Genomic DNA, 19,215 nt, shown 5'->3' with positions numbered 1-19,215 from the left:
AAGATCGGAGACAAAGCATGAAGGGAGCACATGCTGCCTTGGCAGCAGGGTGTCTGGTCGCCCAATTTTCGAGTGAACCGGTCTGGGCGCAAGACGCATTCAATATCAGTGCCTACGGGGCGAGCTCGCTCGCGATGGGTGGGGTAGCCGCGGCCAGTAATGTCGGCCTGGCGGGCATGATGGTGAATCCTGCCACGCTTGGACTCACGAGCGAGGGAAGCTATGCCGAGCTCGGTGCCGGGGTTATCTCGGCTAACGTCAAGACAAAAAATGAAGCGACCGGGGAGATCGCCGATTCCCATACACGGGGCAGGAACAACGGGCCCTATTATGCGCCTGAGCTGGCCTACTTGTGGCGATATCGGCGTTATGCGCTGGGAATTGGCGTGTTTGCGTCGTCTGGCGTCGGGACGGAGTATGGCACCAGCAGCTTTATTTCTCGAACGACGACAAATAACGTAGACACGGGACTGGACAATTTCTCCCGTCTCATGGCCTTGAAGATCCCCTTTTCAATCGCGTATCAAGCGACCGACAAGCTTACCGTCGGCGGGGCTGTGGAAGCTGTCTTGATCGCGGCGAATATGGGGCTGCTGTTCGACGCTTCCCAACTCGGCATGCTTGGGGCTCAGGGGAGGCTTTCGGGCGGATTGTTGTCGTCGTTAATGAGTGTTCCCGGTCTTTCAGGCGCTCAACTGCAATTCAGCAACAACAAGATCGCTGGTGGCGCGGCCGATGGCTGGGGCGTGAGTGGCAAGCTTGGGTTGACCTATCAGGCCACGCCGAGGACGAGGCTGGGGCTCGCGTACCAATTCAAGACTCACGTAAGCGATTTGACCGGGCGTGCTCAGGTTACCGCCGTCAGTGCTTCCGCTGGCAATATTCCGATCGGCGGCATGGTACATATCGTCGATTTTCAGTTGCCTGCTTCGTTTACGGTCGGTATCAGCCAGGACCTAACGGATCGGTTCACGGTCGCGGCAGACTATCAGCGCGTATTCTGGCGCGATGTGATGAGTAGTTTGCGCGTCGTGTTCACCCAGGATGGATCAGGCAAGGGAATTTCCTTGGCACTCCCTCTGAACTACAGGGACGTCAACGTATTCTCCATTGGCGCGCAATACAGATATAACCCGAACTGGACATTCCGTGGCGGCTTTCACTATGCGCAGGAGGCGGCGCCTGGTTCGGGATTGCTTGCCATCATCCCTTCGACACCGACCACGAGCATCACGGCAGGTGGCGCATATACGTTTGATCGAGGCGGGACGATCGACTTCGCGCTCGGCTATTCGCTTCCGAAGCGCGTGGCCAGTAGCGGGAGCACCGGTAGTAGCGTGCCGATTTCGGTTACCGACTCGATGTTTCACGTGGCGGTCTCCTATACAAAACGGTTCTAGTGTGATGTCGCATGTTCTTTGATTCGATTGCGGGAGCAATGTATGCAAGCTGAACCTTCGAGTTTCGATGCCGTCGTGATTGGCGCCGGTGCGGGCGGCATATGTGCGGCTGCCCGACTCGCCTATCTGGGTTATCGAACGCTGCTTGTCGAAGCGCTCGACCGCGTGGGTGGACGGGCATCGACGAGAGAAGTCGATGGCTTCCTGTGCAATACGGGCGCGTTGATCATCGAAGTGGATGGCGCCGTTGCGAAGACCTGCGAGGATCTGGGGCTTCCTCTTGATCTCTATGTTCCCCAGCGTGCGTCGACCGTTCTGCGAGTGAACGGGAAAGACGTCAACGTATCGGAAGGAATCGGAGGATGGCTTCGAAATACTGGACCCAAGGCAATTGCCGCGATTACGGGTCTCGTCCCGTGGCTTGCTCCAAAGAAGGGGCAGTCGCTCTTCGCTTGGTTGAGCAGATTTACGTGTAGCACGTTGGTCCACGGGCTTATCGACAACGCGGTGGGCGCGATGTTTGCGGCAAATAGCAAGATCTTTCACGCGGATGTTTTTCTGCACTACTTCACAAAGGACACGGCATTCAAGAAGTTCGGACTTCCGCCCGGCGGAACGATAGAAGTGTGGAAGCCGCTGGTCGATCTGATTGCGTCGAAGGGCGGAGAGGTCTGGCTCGAGGCTCCCGTGAAGGAGCTCCGGTTCTCCGCCGAGGGCTTGGTCAATGCCGTTGTGATCGAGAAGGGCGGAATACTGACGACTGTTCCCTGCAACATCGTCGTAAGCAACATTGGCCCGCTGCAGACAACCCTGTTGGCCGAGGAGAAGCAGTTGCCACGCGGCTACGTGCAGTCGGTTCGCGATGCGACCAATCCCGCTGCAATCATCACGGTCCACTTCGCCAGCCAGCAACCGCTTGCGCATTTTCCCGGGCTGGCGCTGTTCGCAAAGACAAGACGCATGGTGTATGCGGCGAATTTCAGCGCACCGGAGCTCAAGCGCGCGCCTCCCGGATGGCACCTGTATTGCGGTGCGTCGGTACCGCAACCACCCTGCGGACAGTTCGATGTGGAGAAGGAAACGGCACTGCTGATTGAGGATCTCCGCGAGCATTTTCCCGGCTTCGACAACGCCAGGATCGTTGCCATCGACGTCACCGCGCATGAATGGCCCGCTCAGCGTGCCGTTACCGGATACGACCTGCCGAGTCAGACACCTGTCGGCAATCTTTGGAACGTTGGTGACGGAGTAAAACCATGGGCATCGGGGGGAACGGCCGCATGCGCGGAAGTCGCGAGAATGGTTGTCGAGGACATCTTGGCGCGCTTCCCATTGAGCTTGCCGACCGTACATGTGCGTGCGAGCGCAAGCGATGAATATGCAACTGGTCGAATGTAAGCCCGGCAGTCCCGTTTCAATAGCTTCGGGGCGTCGTAGTGACTTGGAGGAAAGATCGTGAAGGTTGCTGTCATTGGCGCCGGCCCGGCCGGATGTACCGCTGCATATACCCTGCGAAAGCACGGGCATGAGGTCTCGTTGTTCGAAAGCCAGGATCATGTAGGCGGGCGAACGAGCCAGGTCCATCGTGACGGATTCAATCTCGGCTCCGGTGCGTTGTTCCTCATGGGGGGGAATCTATCCGCGAACGCAGGCGATTCTCAAGGAGATGGGCCATCACGGCGATCTGGTTGCATGGGATGCCAAGACGCATGTCGTCGATTGGGACAGACAGCGCTACACCGTGGACTTTGATCAGGTGCTGAGTTTCCTGAAGTTACCTGTCTTCAGTACGCTCGATAAGCTCAGAATCGGTCTGGGTGTTCTGGGACAACTGTTTTCCTCTGGTCCGAAAACCTGTTTTGATGGTGCGGAACTCGCGAAGCATGACAACGGCGAGCACCTGGAGAATTGGTCCATGCGAGTTCTCGGGAAGAAGGGGCATAACTACATTACGGTTCCGTACATGGGTTTCCTGTATGCGGTACCGATGAACTGGCTTTCGACACCGCTCTATCAGGCCATCATTCAGCAGTTCTACAAACTCTCAATGCAAGTTCCTCCCAAGGGCATGGGCCAGATCTGTGACTGGCTCATTGAAGCAGCGTCGGGTCTCGATCTCCATCTGTCGAGCCCGGTGAAGGGCGTCTACAAGAACGATCGAAACTTCACGATTGCGTCGAACAACGAGCTTCACACCGCAGATGCGGTCATTCTCGCGTCAGAGCCCGGTGTTTCAGCCGATCTGCTTGCGGGCGTTGTGTCGGAGCAGTCGACCGAAAAGCTTAGAAAATGTCTGTATTCCGAGTATGCACACGTTCAAGTCTGCTACGCCAGGAATCCATGGCCGAACTTCCCGGTGAGCGTTGCGTTGCCCGCTAACGATCTTCGAAACTGGGGAGCCTGCGTCCTGCAGAGCAAAAGACATCCGAATGCGGTTCCGCCTGGAGGCGAAGCGGTGGGCGTCTACTTCTATACCCCGCCACTGAAACAGATGACGGACGACGACATCAAGCGCGAGGCGCTTGCTGCGGTAACGGAAGTCTTTGGCGCGGCACCGGAACCGACCTTCGTTCACCTGTTTCGCTACAAGCGCGGTCTCTCGATCGCAGGCCCTGGACACTATGCAATGCTGAACTCGCTGCATCGCGAAATGCCGAAGGGCATTTATCTGGCCGGGGACTATTTCGCACACGCGGGCGTCGAAGCGGCCGTGTTCAGTGGAGAGCTGGCTGCAAACCGTCTGATGGGGCGCGCATAAGCTCATCGATAAGCAAGAAGATCCAGAAAAAGTGAACGGCAGTTCTACGTTGTCAGAGACACACCACCAACGCGAAGGAGAGAAATGATGGATTCAACGATGAGCAACCGCGCATATTTCAGGTACTGGCGGCTTTGTGCACTTTGCGGGCCGATTTTTCTTGCCGCTTTCCTGCTTTGTTGGGGGATGCTCGGATACAACATTCCACCGATCCCCGCTGATCGCACGCCGGAACAGATGGCCGATTTCTTCCGCCATCACTACAACGAAGTCCGTGCCGGTATGGCTGGAGCGATGCTCTTTGGCGTGCTGTATTTGCCTTGGACCTTGTCGATCACCAAGGTGATGGAATGGATCAATCCCGAGGAAAACAATGTCCTTTCGATCTTGCAGATGTGGGGCGGTGGCTTGACGGTCGTGCCGTTGGTGACATCGTCCGTCTTCTGGTTGACGGGGGCATATCGTCCTGACGTACTTTCGCCGGTCACGCTGCAGATGCTCTACGACATGGGCTGGCTGTTGATCGATATGTTCTATGCGATCACGACCATCCCCATGGTTGCGATCGGGATGGCAGGCCTGACGGACCCGCGCAAGAAGCCGCTGTTTCCCCGTTGGGCCTGCTGGTATTCGATTTGGGCCGGCCTGAGCTTTCTTTTCGAGTTGATGATGCCTGTCTTCAAGACGGGACTATTCGCCCGCCAGGGTTGGCTGAATTTCTGGGTCGAGTTCCTCGTTTGGTTCGGATACATCCTTCTGATCACGTTTTACGTCTTCAAGGCGGTGCCACGGCTTGAGCAGGAGCGTGCGGACCGGTTGAAGCTGGCAGGGAAAGTAGCGCCGCACCAATCGGTCGGTGCCCGTCTGTCGAACGCGTGATCTCATCGCTTGGCGAGCCTCTATGACTAATTTTGGTTCCCCGGCTTCGGCAGGCGGGAGGGTCGAAGCTTCGCGGCAAGGTGCCCGGGCCGCGTCGGTGCCCGGGATCTTGTTCTTCATCATCGCCGATATCGCAATCTTCGGCGCGTTTTTCGTAGCGTTCATGACGGAGAGAAGGGGCCAGCTCAAACTGTTCGACGTCTCGTCTCACAGTCTGAACATCGAGCTCGGATTGCTCAATACGTTGATTTTGATGACGAGCGGCATGTTCGTGGCATGTGCGGTCGATGCCGCACGGCGCGCACGGGTAGGTCAGGTTCGACGTTGGTTGCTGTTGGCGATGTTGATCGGTGCCGGCTTCGGGGTGACGAAGCTGACTGAGTACTTCGACAAGTTCTCTCACGGCATCAGTATGCTCACCAACGATTTCTTCATGTTTTATTTCGTGCTGACCGGCGCGCATTTCATTCACTTTGTCGCTGGAATGATCATTCTTGGGACGCTCTGGTTCAGGGCTGGTCGCGAGCCCGTGCATGAGGGACCGTTGTTTGAGTGGATCCAGTCGGGTGCGCTGTACTGGCATATGGTCGACTTGCTCTGGATCGTCATTTTTCCGATGCTTTACTTGGTAGGAGCGCAGTGATGGAAACGGCTCATACGACTTCGGCCCGGGCGTTTTTCGTGTGGTTGTTTTTGATGCTGGCCACGCTGTGTAGCGGCTTTCTCGCAGAGCATCATGGTTTGGCCGGCGGATTGACGGCGGTTGCGGCCATCATGTTTATCGCGGCAGTCAAGGGGCGCGCAGTGATATTGCACTTCATGGAGATCAAGGCTGCGCCGCTACCGTGGCGTATCGCTTTCGAGGTCTGGATGTGGGGCGTGTGCGGCGTGATCGTCGCGATCCGGGCCTTCAGCGACGCATGACGGTAGCGTGTGTTGCTGCTGCATCGCAGCAGCGAAATATAAGCACCTTGAGTTGACACGAACACGTAACAGCACAACAATTGCAAAAAACAGACGGGCCAGTCTGTTTGTATTGTGTGAGTTGAGGGAACCGGAAGCAATCAGGCGGAATCGTGATGAACGAAAGTATCAAGAGGATTGTGATCGTTGGAGCAGGCCAGGCCGGTGCGACGGTTGCATTCGGGCTGCGCCGCGGTGGTTTCGACGGTGAGATCGCGTTGATTGGTGAGGAGCCGCATCTTCCTTACGAGCGGCCACAACTGTCGAAGGAAATGCTGCGGCCGGAGTCGGCGGAACTCAGGCTGATCAAGACGCATGCGGAGTTTGAGAGCCATGGCATTGAGCTGAACCTCGGTCGCAAGGTCGTCCGGACAGACGCGAGCCTGCGCCAGGTCTTGCTGGACGACGGGCGCTCGATCACGTTCGACCGGTTGGTGATCGCGACGGGAGTGAATCCTCGGCAGTTGCCGGCGGCGGTCGCCGACCCTGCCCGGGTGCGCTACCTGCGTACGGTTGGAGACGCCCAAAAGCTTCGGGTGGACCTGGAAGGCGGTGCGCCCATCGCAATCGTGGGAGGCGGCGTAATCGGGCTGGAAGTTGCCGCGGCTGCGCGCGCGCTGGGATGCCAGGTGACCGTGATAGAGAGCGCGGATCGGCTGATGTCTCGAAGCGTGGACGAGGTGGTATCCCGTTACCTCGACAGCGCGCATGTACGTAACGGTGTGGATGTCCGCTATCGGGTCCACGTGACGGGACCACTCGAGGATGGCTATCTGACGCTGTCCGACGGCAGCGCGGTCGCGGCGCGCAACCTGGTGGTCGGAATCGGCGTAACGCCGAACGTTGGCGGATTCGACGACCTTGGCATTACCGATGCTGCCGGTGTGCGGGTGGATGCATATGGTCAGACCGCGATAGAGGGAATCTTCGCCGTGGGCGATATCGCTTCGCAATCGACAGGCGACGGGTTTGGGCGGATCGAGACGTGGGCCAACGCTCAGGATCATTCGCTGAATGTGGTCAGGAACCTACTGGGCGAGTCCGTGCGTTACGAATCGCCGGTGTGGTTCTGGTCCGATCAGGGGCGGACAAACCTTCAGGTTGTCGGGAATGCGACACGCGGGACGCGAATCATCCGGGGTGACGAGAACGGAGACGCGTTCAGTATTTTCTGGCTGGACGAAGGGGGGCATGTCACCGGCTGCTCGTCCGTCAATTCGCCGAAGGACATGGCGGTCGCACGCCGTTGGGTAAAACAGGGAAATCGGGTGGACCCTCGGCAACTCGCCGATTCGGGCATCCCGTTACGTAATTGCGTGCTCTGAGCGCGCACGATCCAGATCGCGAGGATAAGACCATGGCGAGTGAGACGAAGTTGGTAGAGATTGACGAGAAGAATCTACAGTTCCGGGTGTCCCGGGAGGCGTTTGTCAGCGAGCAGATTCTGTTTGACGAATACGAGAAGATCTTCGACAAATGCTGGCTCTATGTCGGGCATGTCTCGGAGTTCAGGAAGCCGGGCGACTTCGTCACCCGCACGATTGCGCGTCGTAACCTGCTGGTCACGATGGGAACGGACAACCGGATCAATGCGTTTTTCAATACGTGCCCGCACCGTGGCGCGACCGTCTGCCGGGATCGGGCCGGTAACTCGAAAAACTTCCAGTGCTTCTATCACGGTTGGGTTTTCGGCTGCGATGGCAACTTGAAGAGCCAGCCGGGCAAGGAACGGTATTGCGCCGACTTCATCGCGAGCGGCGCGGGCAACCTGGTGCCGGTGCCTCAGTTCGACATTTACGCGGGCTTCTGCTTCGTCAGCTTCAATGCGGAGGTGGAACCGCTGCCCGACTATCTGGCAGGCGCTAAGGAATACCTCGATCTGGTGTCGAAGTATTCGGAGAGCGGCATGGCGATCTCCAGCGGCTCGCAGGAATACGCCATTCGCGCGAACTGGAAGTTGCTGGTGGAAAACAGCGTGGACGGCTATCACGCGGTCAGTACGCACGCGACCTACCTGGACTATCTGAAGAACACCAACGGCGGCTTGTCGAGCACGAAGCTCGAAGGCACGAGCTACGATCTGGGTAACGGCCACGCGGTGCTCGAATACACCGCGCCGTGGGGCCGTCCGATTGCGTCGTGGATACCGCTCTGGGGCGAGGAAGGACAGAAGGAGATCGACCAGATCTACGCGCGCCTCGTCGAGCTGCACGGCGAGAAGCTGGCCGATCGTATGGCGCACAAGAACCGGAACCTCCTGATTTTCCCGAATCTCGTCATCAACGACATCATGGCGATCACGGTACGGACGTTCTACCCGCAGTCACCGAACTACATGCTGGTCAATGGCTGGTCGCTCGCGCCCAACGAAGAGTCTGATTGGGCGAAGAAGTTCAGGCTCAGCAACTTCCTCGAGTTCCTCGGGCCGGGCGGATTCGCGACGCCGGACGACGTCGAGGCGCTGGAATCGTGCCAGAACGGTTTCAACAATTACCGCCTGGTTCCGTGGAGCGACATCTCCAAGGGCATGGGCAAAGAGTCGCCCAACTACGACGACGAATTGCAGATGCGCGCTTTCTGGACGCAGTGGAACCAGTACATCAGCGCTTCACTGACCCCGCAGTCAAACGTCCGTCAGCTCTCGTCGGAAACTTCAGCCTGAGGATATGCGCATGAATGCCGTCACTATCGAAAAAGAATCCGTGCGTATCCCGTCTTCCAGTGAGTTCGTGGCATACGTGACGAGAACGGAAGTGGAAGATCTCCTGTACCACGAAGCGGAGCTGCTCGACACGTGGCAGCTCCACGACTGGCTGACACTGTTTACCGACGACGGCAGCTATTTCGTGCCGTCGCCCGACCTGCCGCGCACCGCAAATGCAGACGATAGCCTGTTCTACATCGCGGACGATCCTGTCAGGTTGCGCGAACGGGTGATCCGGTTGATGAAGAAGACCGCCCACTCGGAGTACCCGCGTTCTCGAACGCGCCATCTGGTCAGCAACGTCCGCATCCTCGAGGCCGGCCCGGACGAGATCAAGGTCGCCACGGCGTTCGTGACCTACCGGATGAAATTCGGTAACAACGATGCGTACGTCGGCAGCTCGCACTATCGCCTGCGCCGTGTCGACGGGCAGCTCCGGATCGTCGAAAAGCGTTGTTTCCTGGACCTTGAGGCGCTGCGCCCCCATGGGCGAGTGAGCATCATTCTCTGAGAGAGTTCGATCATGGATATCACGCTTCCTTTCCGCTACAAGAAGCTCGGCTATGCCGCCATCAACGTTACCGACCTGGCCCGGTCGGTGGCGTTCTACGAGAAGATCGTCGGCCTCGAGGTCGTACAGCAGGATGCCGACGTCGCTTACCTGCGGTGCAGCAGGGATCATCACAACATCCTGCTCTACCAGGCGGAGACGCACGGGCTCAAGCGCGTCGGTTTCGAGCTGGAGCAGGAAAGCGATGTGCGGGCCGCCTTCGAACATTTTGAGCGGCTCGGAATGGCACCGACATGGGTGCCGGAGGACGAAGCCAGGCAGATGAAGCAGGGGCCGGGTTTTCGCGTACGGGAGCAGCACAGTGGCCTGTTGTTCGAGTTGTTCGCCGGCAACATGCACCTGAGCAAACCGTTCGTGCCGACGGTCGCGAAGATCGCACGCATCGGCCATGTGGTGATCAGCGCCGAGAATTTCGACGCGAGCCGCGACGCGCTGGTGCGCGACTTCGGATTCCGGATTTCGGACCTGATCGAGGATCGCATCGTGTTCATGCGCTGTCATCCAAACCCGTTCCATCACACGTTCGCCGTTGGTCCCGCGAGCAGCAGTCAGTTCCATCACGTGAACTTCATGGTCACGGACATCGACGACATCGGCAAGGCGCTTTACCGGATCAAGAAGCACGACGTAAAGGTCGTGTTTGGTCCGGGCAGGCACCCGCCTTCGGACAGCGTGTTTTTCTATTTCCTCGATCCGGACGGCATCACCGTCGAGTACAGCTTCGGCATGGAGGAATTCGCGGAACACGGTGCGCGGCCGCCGCGCTACCTGGAACCCGTCCCGGAGTCGCTTGACGTGTGGGGCGCGGTGCCGGATGGCCAATTCGGCCGCAGCGGTCCCATCGAACGAGAGGACGTCGAGATGACGCCCAGGATTCAGAAGGTGGCGGGTTGAGCGTGATGAATAAAAAACAGACCAGTCTGGATGGGCAAGTGGCCGTCGTTAGCGGCGGAGCTCACGGCATCGGGCTCGGCATCGTCGAGCGGTTGCTGCAACTCGGTGCCAGGGTCGTGGCTTCGGACATCGACCGGGAAGGGCTATCTGCCACGCGCGATCGGCTCGCGAAGTCGTTCGGCAAATCGATCGCGGTGCATGCGGCGGACCTGTCGAAGGAGCGCGGCGCGCAATCGCTGCATCGTGCGGTCGCCAAGTACTTTGGCCCTGCGCAGATCCTGGTCAACTGCGCGGGCGGGGGCGTGATCCGGCCGTTCCTGGAGCATACGCCGGAGACACTCAAGGCGACCATCGACCGGAATCTGTGGACCGTCATCTGGTGCAGCCGGACGTTCCTGCCGGATATGGTCGCCGCGAAGTACGGCCGGATCGTCAACATCGGCGCCGACTCGGTTCGCAATGGCTTGCCCGCTCACGCGGGTTACAACGCCGCGAAGGGCGGCATGCACGGGCTGACGACGGGGTTGGCACGCGAGTTTGCCCTCAACGGCATTACCGTCAACACGGTGGCGCCGTGCGCGGTGAATACGGACGTTTGGGCGAAGGTGAAGAAAGCGAATCCCGCGCTCGCCCAGCAATTCGTGGACGTCATTCCGATGGGCCGCGTGGGCGAAATCGAGGAAGTCGCGTCGATGGTGGGGTATCTGGCATTGCCGGAGGCGGCGTTTGTCACCGGTCAGGTGATCAGCGTCAATGGCGGCAGCGCGATGCTGTGAGGATCAAGATGAGTACAACCGCTGAAATGATCGATGTGTGTGCGACCGATGACGTCGCCAACGGCGAGATCCGTCGCGGCGCGCTGCCGTCGGGGCACGCCGTGGCGATCTACTGCGTCGATGGCGAGTTCTTCGTCACCGACGACATTTGCTCGCACGGGGATGCGTCGTTGTCGGAAGACGGCTCGCTGGAAGGGTACGAAGTCGAATGTAGTTGGCACTTCGGACGGTTCGACGTTCGCAACGGCCAACCTTGCGCGATGCCCTGCGAGCATGCGCTCCGCAGCTGGCCGGTGAAGATCGAGGACGGTCGGGTCTTCGTGGACGCTGGAGCGCACTCGCTATGAGCGGCGTCGATCTGACAATCCTGGAGCGCCGCGTACGCGTTGCGGCGCGGGCGCTCGCGCGCCACGGTCTGGTGCAGGCGTGGGGGCATTGCAGTGCCCGCATCGACGAGGACAGTTTCCTGGTCTGCGCTTCCAGGCCGATGGGGCTGATCGGTGTGAACGAGCCGGGTACGGTCGTTCGCATCGACGCACCGCTTCCGCCGGGCGTATTGGGCGAGGTTCGGATCCATCAGCAGATCTACAAGCGGCGTCCGGACGTCCGCGGAGTATGCCGCGTGATGCCGCCCAACCTGGTGGCGTTGTCCACGCTCAGCATTGTGCCCAAGCCCAGGCACGGCGTTGGCGCGTTCAACGCGGCGTGCAAGTTCTGGGACGACCCGCGCCTGTTGCGCGACGACGGGCTGGCTGAGCAACTGGCCGCTCGTCTTGACGATGCCCCGTCCGTGATCATGCGCGCGAACGGCGCGGTCACGGTGGGACCGAGCATCGAACTGGCCGCGGGCTTCGCGTGGTGTCTCGAGGATGCCGCCCGCATCGAGACACTGGTGCGGTCCATGGTCAACGAACGGGAAGCCGAAGCCGCCTGCCTGACCCGGGACGAGGTCGGCTCGAGACAGGTCAGTTCCGGTGCCGTATTCGAACGCCTGTGGGATTTCCTGACGGCCGCGGATCCCGAGGCGTCGGCAAATGAAGCCGAGTTTCCCGCTCCATTGTGGGGGATTGCGCGATGAGGACGCGGAATTGTCGAATGCTGGCACGGCTCGAACTGCAGCCGAGTATCGAGACGGGTTGCCAAGTCGCCGGGTGGGGTAGTGTAATATCGCCTCCGGTAGACTCAACACGTTACGATGACAAAAAAAGTTCCAGAGCGACGTCGCACCCAGGCCGAAAGACGCGAAGAGACACGCGCGCGAATACTGGAAGCCGCCGTCAGCGAGTTGATGAACAAGGGCTACGCCGGATTCCGGGTCGAGCAGGTCGCGGCCACGGCCAATGTGTCGCGCGGTGCCCAGACACATCATTTCCCGACCAAGGAAGCGCTGGTCCTCGCGGCGCTGCAACAGCTCTACGAGGCATCGACCGAAACCAGCATGAAGCTGATCGATGGTCTGAATGCCGGGGACGACGTGCTGGATGCGCTCATGCGGGATTCGTCCAACTTCTACCTGGGGCCGAACTTCCTCATCGCGGTGTCGCTATTGAATCTTGGCGATCACGAACCCGAACTGAGAAAGAAGGTACGCGCGATCTCGCGCAAGTACCGGCTGCCTATCGAGAAGGCCTGGATGGAAGCGTTGTTGCGTTCCGGGCTGGAGGAGGAGCCGGCACGCACCGTGCTGAATATCACCCAGAGCATCTATCGCGGGATGGTGATGCGTCGGTTCCTGCGCAACGATCCGGAATACACGCGCTTCACCGTCGAGCAGTGGTCCAGGATTGCCCGCGCGTATATGAGCCTGAACACCCCACCGTCACGCTAAGGCTGCGTGCGCGTCAGCGCGCGGCCTGTTCCCACACGTCAATCTGTCGTTCAACGCCACCCCTGCGGAATCCGCAGGGGTGGCGTTGCTGTGTCCGCTCTTCCTGAAGGAAAAATCGATGAGTCTCTGGCTTGATATGCTCGGCGCGGAAATCCGCCATGTCGACACGAAGAACTTCGGCACGATCCGCATCGCCGAAGCCGGGAAAGGCAATCCCGAAACGATCATCTTCCAGCATGGCATCAACGGCCATCTCGAAGCGTACGCAAAAAACATCGTACCGCTGTCGCGGGATTTCCACGTCATCGCCTTCGACTACGTGGGCCACGGCCTGTCCAGCAAGCCGGTGCGGCAGTACAGCCCGATCATGCTGGCCGAACAGCTCGGCGAGTTGATGGATGCACTCGGAATCGAAAAGGCTCACCTTTCGGGCGAGTCGCTCGGCGGCTGGGTTTCCGGGCACTTTGCCGCGGCGAATCCCCATCGGGTGCGGCGCCTGATGCTCAACACCGCCGGTGGCATCCCCATCGTGACGGAGAAGGGCAAACAGGACCTGCAGACCTTTATCGGGTTGAACAAACGCAACATCGACAACACGCCGACCTACGAATCGGTGCAGGCACGGATGCACTGGTTGATGCATCCGAGCAACCGCCACCTCGTGGACGACGAGCTGGTCGATCTGCGATTGCGCGTCTACCTGCGTCCCGAGAGTCGCGCTGTTTTGCCGACGCTCAATGAAATTCTCGAGCATCACGACGACTGCCTGATCCCGCTGGAAAAGCTGCCGGAGGGCACGCTGTTCCTGTGGACCCACGACAACCCGATCCACGACACGGAATCGGTCAATGCCGCGCAGGCGAAGGTGCCGGGAAGCATCCTGTACTTCATGAAGGGCAATGCGGCGCACTGGCCGCAATACGAAGCGATCGACGAGTTCAACGATATCGCCACCCGATTCTTCAAGACCGGTACGGTCGAGTGAGCAACCGGAAATGAGCGAACAAAACGTCATTGCAGATCTGCTGTGGAATGCCCAACAGCGGAAGGAACCCTGTGCTCCCGTGCGCGACCGCTTCGAAGGCCGGGACGATCATGCGCAGGCCGCGCTCGCCTATGCGGTGCAGCAGGTCAACATCCAGCGTCAGGTGTCGGCCGGCAGGCGAATCGTCGGCCGGAAGATCGGCCTGACGTCGCCGGCCGTTCAGAAGCAGCTTGGCGTCGATCGTCCGGATTTCGGCACGCTCCTGGACGACATGTCCGTTGTCGACGGCGAGCCGATCGATACGACACGCTTGCTGCAGCCGAAGGCGGAGGCGGAGATCGCCCTCGTACTCGGGAAGGATCTCGACCATGAGCGGCACACCGTTGCCGATCTGATCGGTGCGACAGCCTATGCGCTGGCTGCGATCGAGGTAGTCGCCAGCCGTATCGCGGGATGGAACATCCGTTTCGTGGATACCGTCGCCGACAACGCGTCGTCGGGCCTGTTCGTTCTCGGCACGCAGCCGGTCCTGCTGTCGAAACTCGATCTGGCCGGTGCGGCGATGCGCATGACCTGCGGCGAGGAGGCGGTGTCCCAAGGTATCGGCGCGGCGTGTTTGGGTAATCCGCTGAACGCCGCGCGCTGGCTGGCCGACACGCTCGTCCAGGTCGGGACGCCGATGCGCGCTGGTGATGTGATTCTCACGGGCGCCCTTGGTCCGATGGTTGAAGTGCATGCGGGCCAGACGTACACCGCACACATCGACGGTTTTGCCCCGGTACGGGCGATCTTCCACTAACGAGGTACTGCAAATGGTCCCCAATCCACTCAAGGCGGCGATCATCGGCTCGGGCAACATCGGAACCGACCTGATGATCAAGATCATGCGCCACGGCAAGCATCTGGAGATGGCTGCGATGGTCGGCATCGACCCCGCATCGGACGGGCTTGCGCGCGCGGCGCGGCTTGGCATCGCGACGACGCACGAAGGCGTGGAAGGGCTCACGCGCCTGCCCGTGTTCGACGAGATCGACTTCGTGTTCGACGCGACGTCGGCCGGCGCGCATGTGAAGAATGATGCATTCCTGCGCACGCTGAAGCCCGGCTTGCGCATGATCGACCTCACGCCCGCCGCGATCGGCCCATATTGCGTGCCGGTCGTGAACCTCGACGCGCACCTCGATGCGCCGAACGTCAACATGGTGACCTGCGGTGGTCAGGCGACGATTCCGATGGTCGCGGCCGTCTCGCGCGTCGCGAACGTGCATTACGCGGAGATTGTCGCGTCGATCAGCAGCAAGTCGGCCGGGCCGGGCACGCGCGCGAACATCGACGAATTCACGGAAACGACGTCGAAGGCGATCGAGGTGGTTGGCGGGGCGGCGAAGGGCAAGGCGATCATTATCCTGAATCCTGCCGAGCCGCCGCTGATGATGCGCGACACGGTCTATGCGCTGTCCGAGGCCGCGAGCCGCGCCGAGATCGAGGCGTCGGTGGAGGAGATGGCCAAGGCAGTGAGCGCCTACGTGCCGGGTTATCGGCTCAAGCAGAAGGTGCAGTTCGACGAGATTCCGGCGAGCGCACCGATCAACATTCCGGGCCTGGGCAAGTTCAGCGGGCTGAAGACGTCGATCTTCATCGAAGTGGAGGGCGCGGCGCACTACCTGCCGGCCTATGCGGGCAATCTGGACATCATGACGTCTGCGGCGCTCGCCACGGGCGAGCGCATGGCGCAATCGATGCGTCGCGTCTGACAGGAGCACGAGCATGAGCAAGAAACTGTACATCTCGGACGTGACGCTGCGCGACGGCAGCCACGCGGTTCGCCATCAATACTCGATCGACAGCGTGCAGGCGATCGCCCGTGCACTCGACAACGCGAACGTCGACAGCATCGAGGTCGCGCACGGCGACGGCCTGCAAGGGTCGAGTTTCAACTACGGCTTCGGCGCGCACAGCGATCTCGAATGGATCGCGGCAGTGGCTGACGTCGTCGAGCACGCGAAGATCGCAACGCTGCTGCTGCCGGGCATCGGCACGATTCACGACCTGAAGGCCGCGTATGAAGCCGGCGCGCGCGTGGTGCGCGTCGCGACGCATTGTACCGAGGCCGATATCTCGAAGCAGCACATCGAGTATGCGCGTGAACTCGGGATGGACACGGTTGGCTTCCTGATGATGAGCCATATGACGACGCCGGAGAATCTGGCGGTCGAGGCGAAGAAGATGGAAAGCTACGGCGCGACCTGCATCTATGTCGTCGATTCGGGCGGCGCGATGAACATGAACGATATTCGCGACCGCTTCCGCGCACTGAAGGCGGTACTCGATCCGGCGACGCAAACCGGCATTCACGCGCACCACAACCTGAGCCTCGGCGTTGCAAACTCGATCGTTGCGGTCGAGGAAGGATGTGATCGCATCGACGCGAGCCTCGCGGGGATGGGCGCGGGCGCAGGCAATGCGCCGCTGGAGGTGTTTATCGCGGCTGCGGAACGGCTCGGCTGGAATCATGGCACCGACCTTTACACGCTGATGGACGCAGCGGACGACATCGTGCGGCCGCTGCAGGATCGCCCGGTGCGGGTGGACCGCGAGACGCTCGCGCTCGGCTATGCGGGCGTGTATTCGAGCTTTCTGCGGCACTCGGAAGCGGCCGCGAAGAAGTACGACCTGAAGACGGTGGACATCCTCGTCGAACTCGGCAAGCGGCGCATGGTGGGTGGTCAGGAGGACATGATCGTGGATGTCGCTCTGGATCTCTTGCGGAATATGGGGTGACGCGGCAGTCGTTCAACGAACGATGCCTGGTTCGGCAGACCGGGCATTGGGTCGATAAGAAGAATAGGTCAAGGAGACACATGAGATATCAACGAGCAGCTTTGCTTGCGGTAGCGGTGAGTGTCAGCGCGCCGGCATGTGCGCAATCGGCGATTACGTTGTACGGCGTCGTCGATACCGGAGTGGAGTTCTTTACGCACGCTTCACCGACGGGCGGCACGATGGCGCGATTCCCGATGATCAGCGGGGGCGACCTGCCGTCGCGTTGGGGGTTGCGTGGCGAGGAAGACCTGGGGGGAGGACTGAAGACGATCTTTACGCTCGAAAGTGGTTTTTCACCGGCGTCCGGGACATCGCTTCAGAATGGTCGCCTGTTCGGCCGACAGTCGTTTGTCGGGCTAAAGGGCGAGTGGGGACAGCTGACCCTGGGGCGGCAAATGAACATGACCATCTACGGTATGGCCGATGCGGACGTCATTGGTCCCGCCGCGTTCAGCATGGGGTCGTTCGATGGCTATCTTTCCGCAGCGCGTGCGGACAACAGTGTTGAATATCGCGGGAAGTTCTCGGACTTGACGTTGGGCGTCAGCTATTCATTCGGGCGCGATGGTCTGTCTGCAAGCAATTGCGGGGGGCAGTTGCCGGGCGACATGATGTCGTGCCGCGCGATCACCACGATGCTGAAATATGACCGCGCGAACTGGGGCGCGGCGCTCATCTACGACGAGCAGCGCGGCGGCGCCGGAGCAACGGCAATGACGGTCGTGCCGGGTGTGCGTGGCGTCGCTTTTACGAGTTCCGGTGATACCGACCGGCGGTACCAGGCAAACGGCTATGTTCTCGTCGGGAAAGTGAAGGTCGCGGGCGGATGGCTGCACCGGGAGATCAAGGGGGATGTCCGGACAGTGCGAACCGATCTCAGCTATCTCGGCGTATCGGTCCCGTACGTCGCGTGGATCTTCGACGCCCAGATCGCGCACGTCAGGAACCGATCGTACGAGGCGGACGGCACGATGGGCGTCGTTCGCGCCAACTACAACCTCTCCAAGCGTACGGCGGTATATGGCCTGCTTGCGTATATGAAGAACAGCGGGAGCGGTGCGGTTTATTCGGTGTCGTCAAGCAGCCTCGTTCCGGCCGTGCCCGCAGCTGGCGTTGGACAGGCGGGTGCCATGGTGGGTATCCGCCACCTGTTCTGATCGGAACAACGATGCGGTAGGCCTACGGCCGCGTCAGACGGGGGAGCCGATGTGGCTCCGGGCGGTTCGAGGCTAATGGAGGCATGTGCTTTTCGTGTCGATATCGGCGACATCGGTGGTGAAAACAGAAAAGATAATTTTGCAGTGCGAATTTAAAGGAATGTGGCCGGGCGCGGGCGAGCGAGCGGCTAACGCGGCTTGCCGTATCGGACAGTCGTTGCCGGTGCGATGCAGCGTCAGACATGAGAAAACCGGAGGCAAGGATGAGCGAGGAAGCGAAGACGAGCGGCCCATGTTCAGGGCTTCGCGTGCTGGAACTGGGTTCGATGGTGTCGGCTCCGCTGGCAGGGCAGATTCTGGCGGACATGGGAGCGGAGGTCATCAAGATCGAGCCGCCCGAAGGCGATCCGATGCGCAGAGTCGGGCCGTTCCATAAGGGAATGGGGGCGTTGTTCATGACTGTGAACCGGGGCAAGAAAAGCATGGTCCTGGATCTGAAGTCGCCCCGCGATCTCGAACTGGCCATGGAGTTGGCGTTGTCGTCGGACGTCCTGATTCACAACATGCGCCCTCGCGTGATGGATCGCCTTGGCCTCGGATACGAGGCGCTCCGGGGTGCCAATCCGAAGCTTATTTACACGTCGATATCGGGATTTGGCGAATCGGGCCCGTACGCGTCCAAGCCGGCGTACGACCATGTGCTGCAGGGCATGACGGGCGTCATGTATCTCCAGGGGCGCGGCGACACGCCGGAACCGATTCGCAATCTGATGGTGGACAAATCGACTGCAACGATTACCGCGGGGGCGATTCTCGCGGCGCTGCTGCACCGCGAACGTACCGATGGACGGGGGCAGCGAATCGATGCGTCTCTGCTGAATGCGTTCTCGTGGTTCGGGCTCACGGACAACATCGGAAATTACACGTTCCAGACGCCGGACGGACAGAAGGCGCCCCCTCTGGACATTCACCACCCACTTCGCACGAGCGACGGATGGGTCATCGGTCATATCCAGACCGATGATCAGTTTGCGGCGGCCTGTCGGTTATTTGATCGGGAAGATCTGATGGAGGACGAAACCTGGAAGTCGGCCGCCAGGAGAATCGAAAGGAACGGTGACATGTGGCGAGAGCTCGGCCGGAAGGCGACGGCGATGACGCGTGCGGAGGTCCTGGCGCGTGCCGAATCAGAGGGCGTCGCGCTCGGTCCGATCTATACGCTGGATGAGTTCTTCGCGGATCCGCAGGTCAGGAGCAGCCACGTGTATGTGGATCACGAGGATCCCGAATTTGGTGTGGTCCGGCAGATGAATTTTCCGGTGCGTTTCGAGCGTTCGACGATCGACGTCGGCGCACGGGCGCCTCTGCTTGGCGAACATACGGAGGAAATCCTCCGTCATGCGAAGCGCGAGGCAGCGGATCGTTGACGGCAGGCCGTAGTGCGAACTGTCCCGGACGCCGGCAAGACCGCATGTCG

Annotated in this window: 20 protein-coding genes and 1 pseudogene; all 21 read left to right on the top strand. The window is 60.4% G+C overall.

Translation table 11 applies throughout. The features are described 5' to 3' along the window. Window positions 1-17 precede the first annotated feature (17 nt). The gene (locus tag G3N94_RS00230; protein ID WP_205789614.1) at window positions 18-1,400 is read left to right on the top strand and encodes an outer membrane protein transport protein; all 1,383 of its coding nucleotides are present in this window, start codon (window positions 18-20) and stop codon (window positions 1,398-1,400) included. 42 nt (window positions 1,401-1,442) lie between these two features. Then, the gene (locus G3N94_RS00225; RefSeq protein WP_205789613.1) at window positions 1,443-2,798 is read left to right on the top strand and encodes an FAD-dependent oxidoreductase; all 1,356 of its coding nucleotides are present in this window, start codon (window positions 1,443-1,445) and stop codon (window positions 2,796-2,798) included. A 57-nt stretch (window positions 2,799-2,855) separates the two neighbouring features. Further along, window positions 2,856-2,969, top strand: a pseudogene (locus tag G3N94_RS43115) (FAD-dependent oxidoreductase); the annotation flags it as partial. Between the two features lie 16 nt (window positions 2,970-2,985). Then, window positions 2,986-4,158 (top strand): FAD-dependent oxidoreductase, encoded by a 1,173-nt coding sequence (locus G3N94_RS00215; RefSeq protein WP_346778618.1) that lies wholly within the window; start codon window positions 2,986-2,988, stop codon window positions 4,156-4,158. Window positions 4,159-4,242: 84 nt separating this feature from the next. Then, on the top strand, window positions 4,243-5,037 hold the full coding sequence (locus G3N94_RS00210; protein WP_205789610.1) for a hypothetical protein: 795 nt from the start codon (window positions 4,243-4,245) through the stop codon (window positions 5,035-5,037). Between the two features lie 109 nt (window positions 5,038-5,146). After that, complete coding sequence (locus G3N94_RS00205) at window positions 5,147-5,680, top strand: cytochrome c oxidase subunit 3 (protein ID WP_205789609.1); 534 nt, start codon at window positions 5,147-5,149, stop codon at window positions 5,678-5,680. Next, window positions 5,680-5,961 carry a cytochrome C oxidase subunit IV family protein gene (locus tag G3N94_RS00200; RefSeq protein WP_205789608.1) on the top strand — a complete coding sequence of 94 codons (282 nt, stop codon included), beginning with the start codon at window positions 5,680-5,682 and terminating at the stop codon, window positions 5,959-5,961. Before G3N94_RS00205 ends, G3N94_RS00200 begins: the two co-directional genes overlap by 1 nt. 155 nt (window positions 5,962-6,116) lie before the next feature. After that, window positions 6,117-7,325: an FAD-dependent oxidoreductase gene (locus tag G3N94_RS00195; protein WP_205789607.1), complete on the top strand. Its 1,209-nt coding sequence runs from the start codon at window positions 6,117-6,119 to the stop codon at window positions 7,323-7,325. Window positions 7,326-7,357: 32 nt separating this feature from the next. Next, window positions 7,358-8,662: an aromatic ring-hydroxylating dioxygenase subunit alpha gene (locus tag G3N94_RS00190; protein WP_205789606.1), complete on the top strand. Its 1,305-nt coding sequence runs from the start codon at window positions 7,358-7,360 to the stop codon at window positions 8,660-8,662. 10 nt (window positions 8,663-8,672) lie between these two features. Further along, window positions 8,673-9,215, top strand: a complete 543-nt coding sequence (locus G3N94_RS00185; RefSeq protein ID WP_205789605.1) for an aromatic-ring-hydroxylating dioxygenase subunit beta — start codon at window positions 8,673-8,675, stop codon at window positions 9,213-9,215. 12 nt (window positions 9,216-9,227) lie between these two features. Further along, a complete protein-coding gene (locus G3N94_RS00180) occupies window positions 9,228-10,169 on the top strand; it encodes a VOC family protein (protein ID WP_205789604.1) in 942 nt (313 codons plus the stop codon). Next, on the top strand, window positions 10,073-10,945 hold the full coding sequence (locus tag G3N94_RS00175) for an SDR family oxidoreductase (protein ID WP_346778617.1): 873 nt from the start codon (window positions 10,073-10,075) through the stop codon (window positions 10,943-10,945). The genes G3N94_RS00180 and G3N94_RS00175 overlap by 97 nt, the downstream gene beginning before the upstream one ends. Then, complete coding sequence (locus G3N94_RS00170) at window positions 10,942-11,292, top strand: non-heme iron oxygenase ferredoxin subunit (RefSeq protein ID WP_205789602.1); 351 nt, start codon at window positions 10,942-10,944, stop codon at window positions 11,290-11,292. The genes G3N94_RS00175 and G3N94_RS00170 overlap by 4 nt, the downstream gene beginning before the upstream one ends. Further along, window positions 11,289-12,023 carry a class II aldolase/adducin family protein gene (locus G3N94_RS00165; protein ID WP_205789601.1) on the top strand — a complete coding sequence of 245 codons (735 nt, stop codon included), beginning with the start codon at window positions 11,289-11,291 and terminating at the stop codon, window positions 12,021-12,023. The genes G3N94_RS00170 and G3N94_RS00165 overlap by 4 nt, the downstream gene beginning before the upstream one ends. A gap of 117 nt (window positions 12,024-12,140) precedes the next feature. Continuing rightward, complete coding sequence (locus G3N94_RS00160; RefSeq protein ID WP_205789600.1) at window positions 12,141-12,773, top strand: TetR/AcrR family transcriptional regulator; 633 nt, start codon at window positions 12,141-12,143, stop codon at window positions 12,771-12,773. 136 nt (window positions 12,774-12,909) lie between these two features. Continuing rightward, entirely contained in the window at window positions 12,910-13,758 is an 849-nt protein-coding gene (locus tag G3N94_RS00155) for an alpha/beta fold hydrolase (RefSeq protein WP_241021453.1), read from the top strand. Between the two features lie 10 nt (window positions 13,759-13,768). Beyond that, window positions 13,769-14,557, top strand: coding sequence for a fumarylacetoacetate hydrolase family protein (locus G3N94_RS00150; RefSeq protein ID WP_205789944.1), 789 nt, complete (start codon window positions 13,769-13,771; stop codon window positions 14,555-14,557). Window positions 14,558-14,570: 13 nt separating this feature from the next. Continuing rightward, the gene (locus tag G3N94_RS00145; RefSeq protein WP_205789598.1) at window positions 14,571-15,512 is read left to right on the top strand and encodes an acetaldehyde dehydrogenase (acetylating); all 942 of its coding nucleotides are present in this window, start codon (window positions 14,571-14,573) and stop codon (window positions 15,510-15,512) included. Window positions 15,513-15,525: 13 nt separating this feature from the next. After that, window positions 15,526-16,539: a 4-hydroxy-2-oxovalerate aldolase gene (gene dmpG / locus G3N94_RS00140; RefSeq protein WP_205789597.1), complete on the top strand. Its 1,014-nt coding sequence runs from the start codon at window positions 15,526-15,528 to the stop codon at window positions 16,537-16,539. 80 nt (window positions 16,540-16,619) lie between these two features. Next, window positions 16,620-17,738 carry a porin gene (locus G3N94_RS00135; RefSeq protein WP_205789596.1) on the top strand — a complete coding sequence of 373 codons (1,119 nt, stop codon included), beginning with the start codon at window positions 16,620-16,622 and terminating at the stop codon, window positions 17,736-17,738. A 263-nt stretch (window positions 17,739-18,001) separates the two neighbouring features. Beyond that, window positions 18,002-19,165 carry a CoA transferase gene (locus tag G3N94_RS00130; RefSeq protein ID WP_205789595.1) on the top strand — a complete coding sequence of 388 codons (1,164 nt, stop codon included), beginning with the start codon at window positions 18,002-18,004 and terminating at the stop codon, window positions 19,163-19,165. Window positions 19,166-19,215: the final 50 nt, after the last annotated feature.

Source organism: Burkholderia sp. Ac-20353, from assembly GCF_017104785.1.
In the GTDB taxonomy this organism is placed as follows: domain Bacteria; phylum Pseudomonadota; class Gammaproteobacteria; order Burkholderiales; family Burkholderiaceae; genus Burkholderia.
This window is presented reverse-complemented; position numbering and strand designations above follow the sequence as displayed.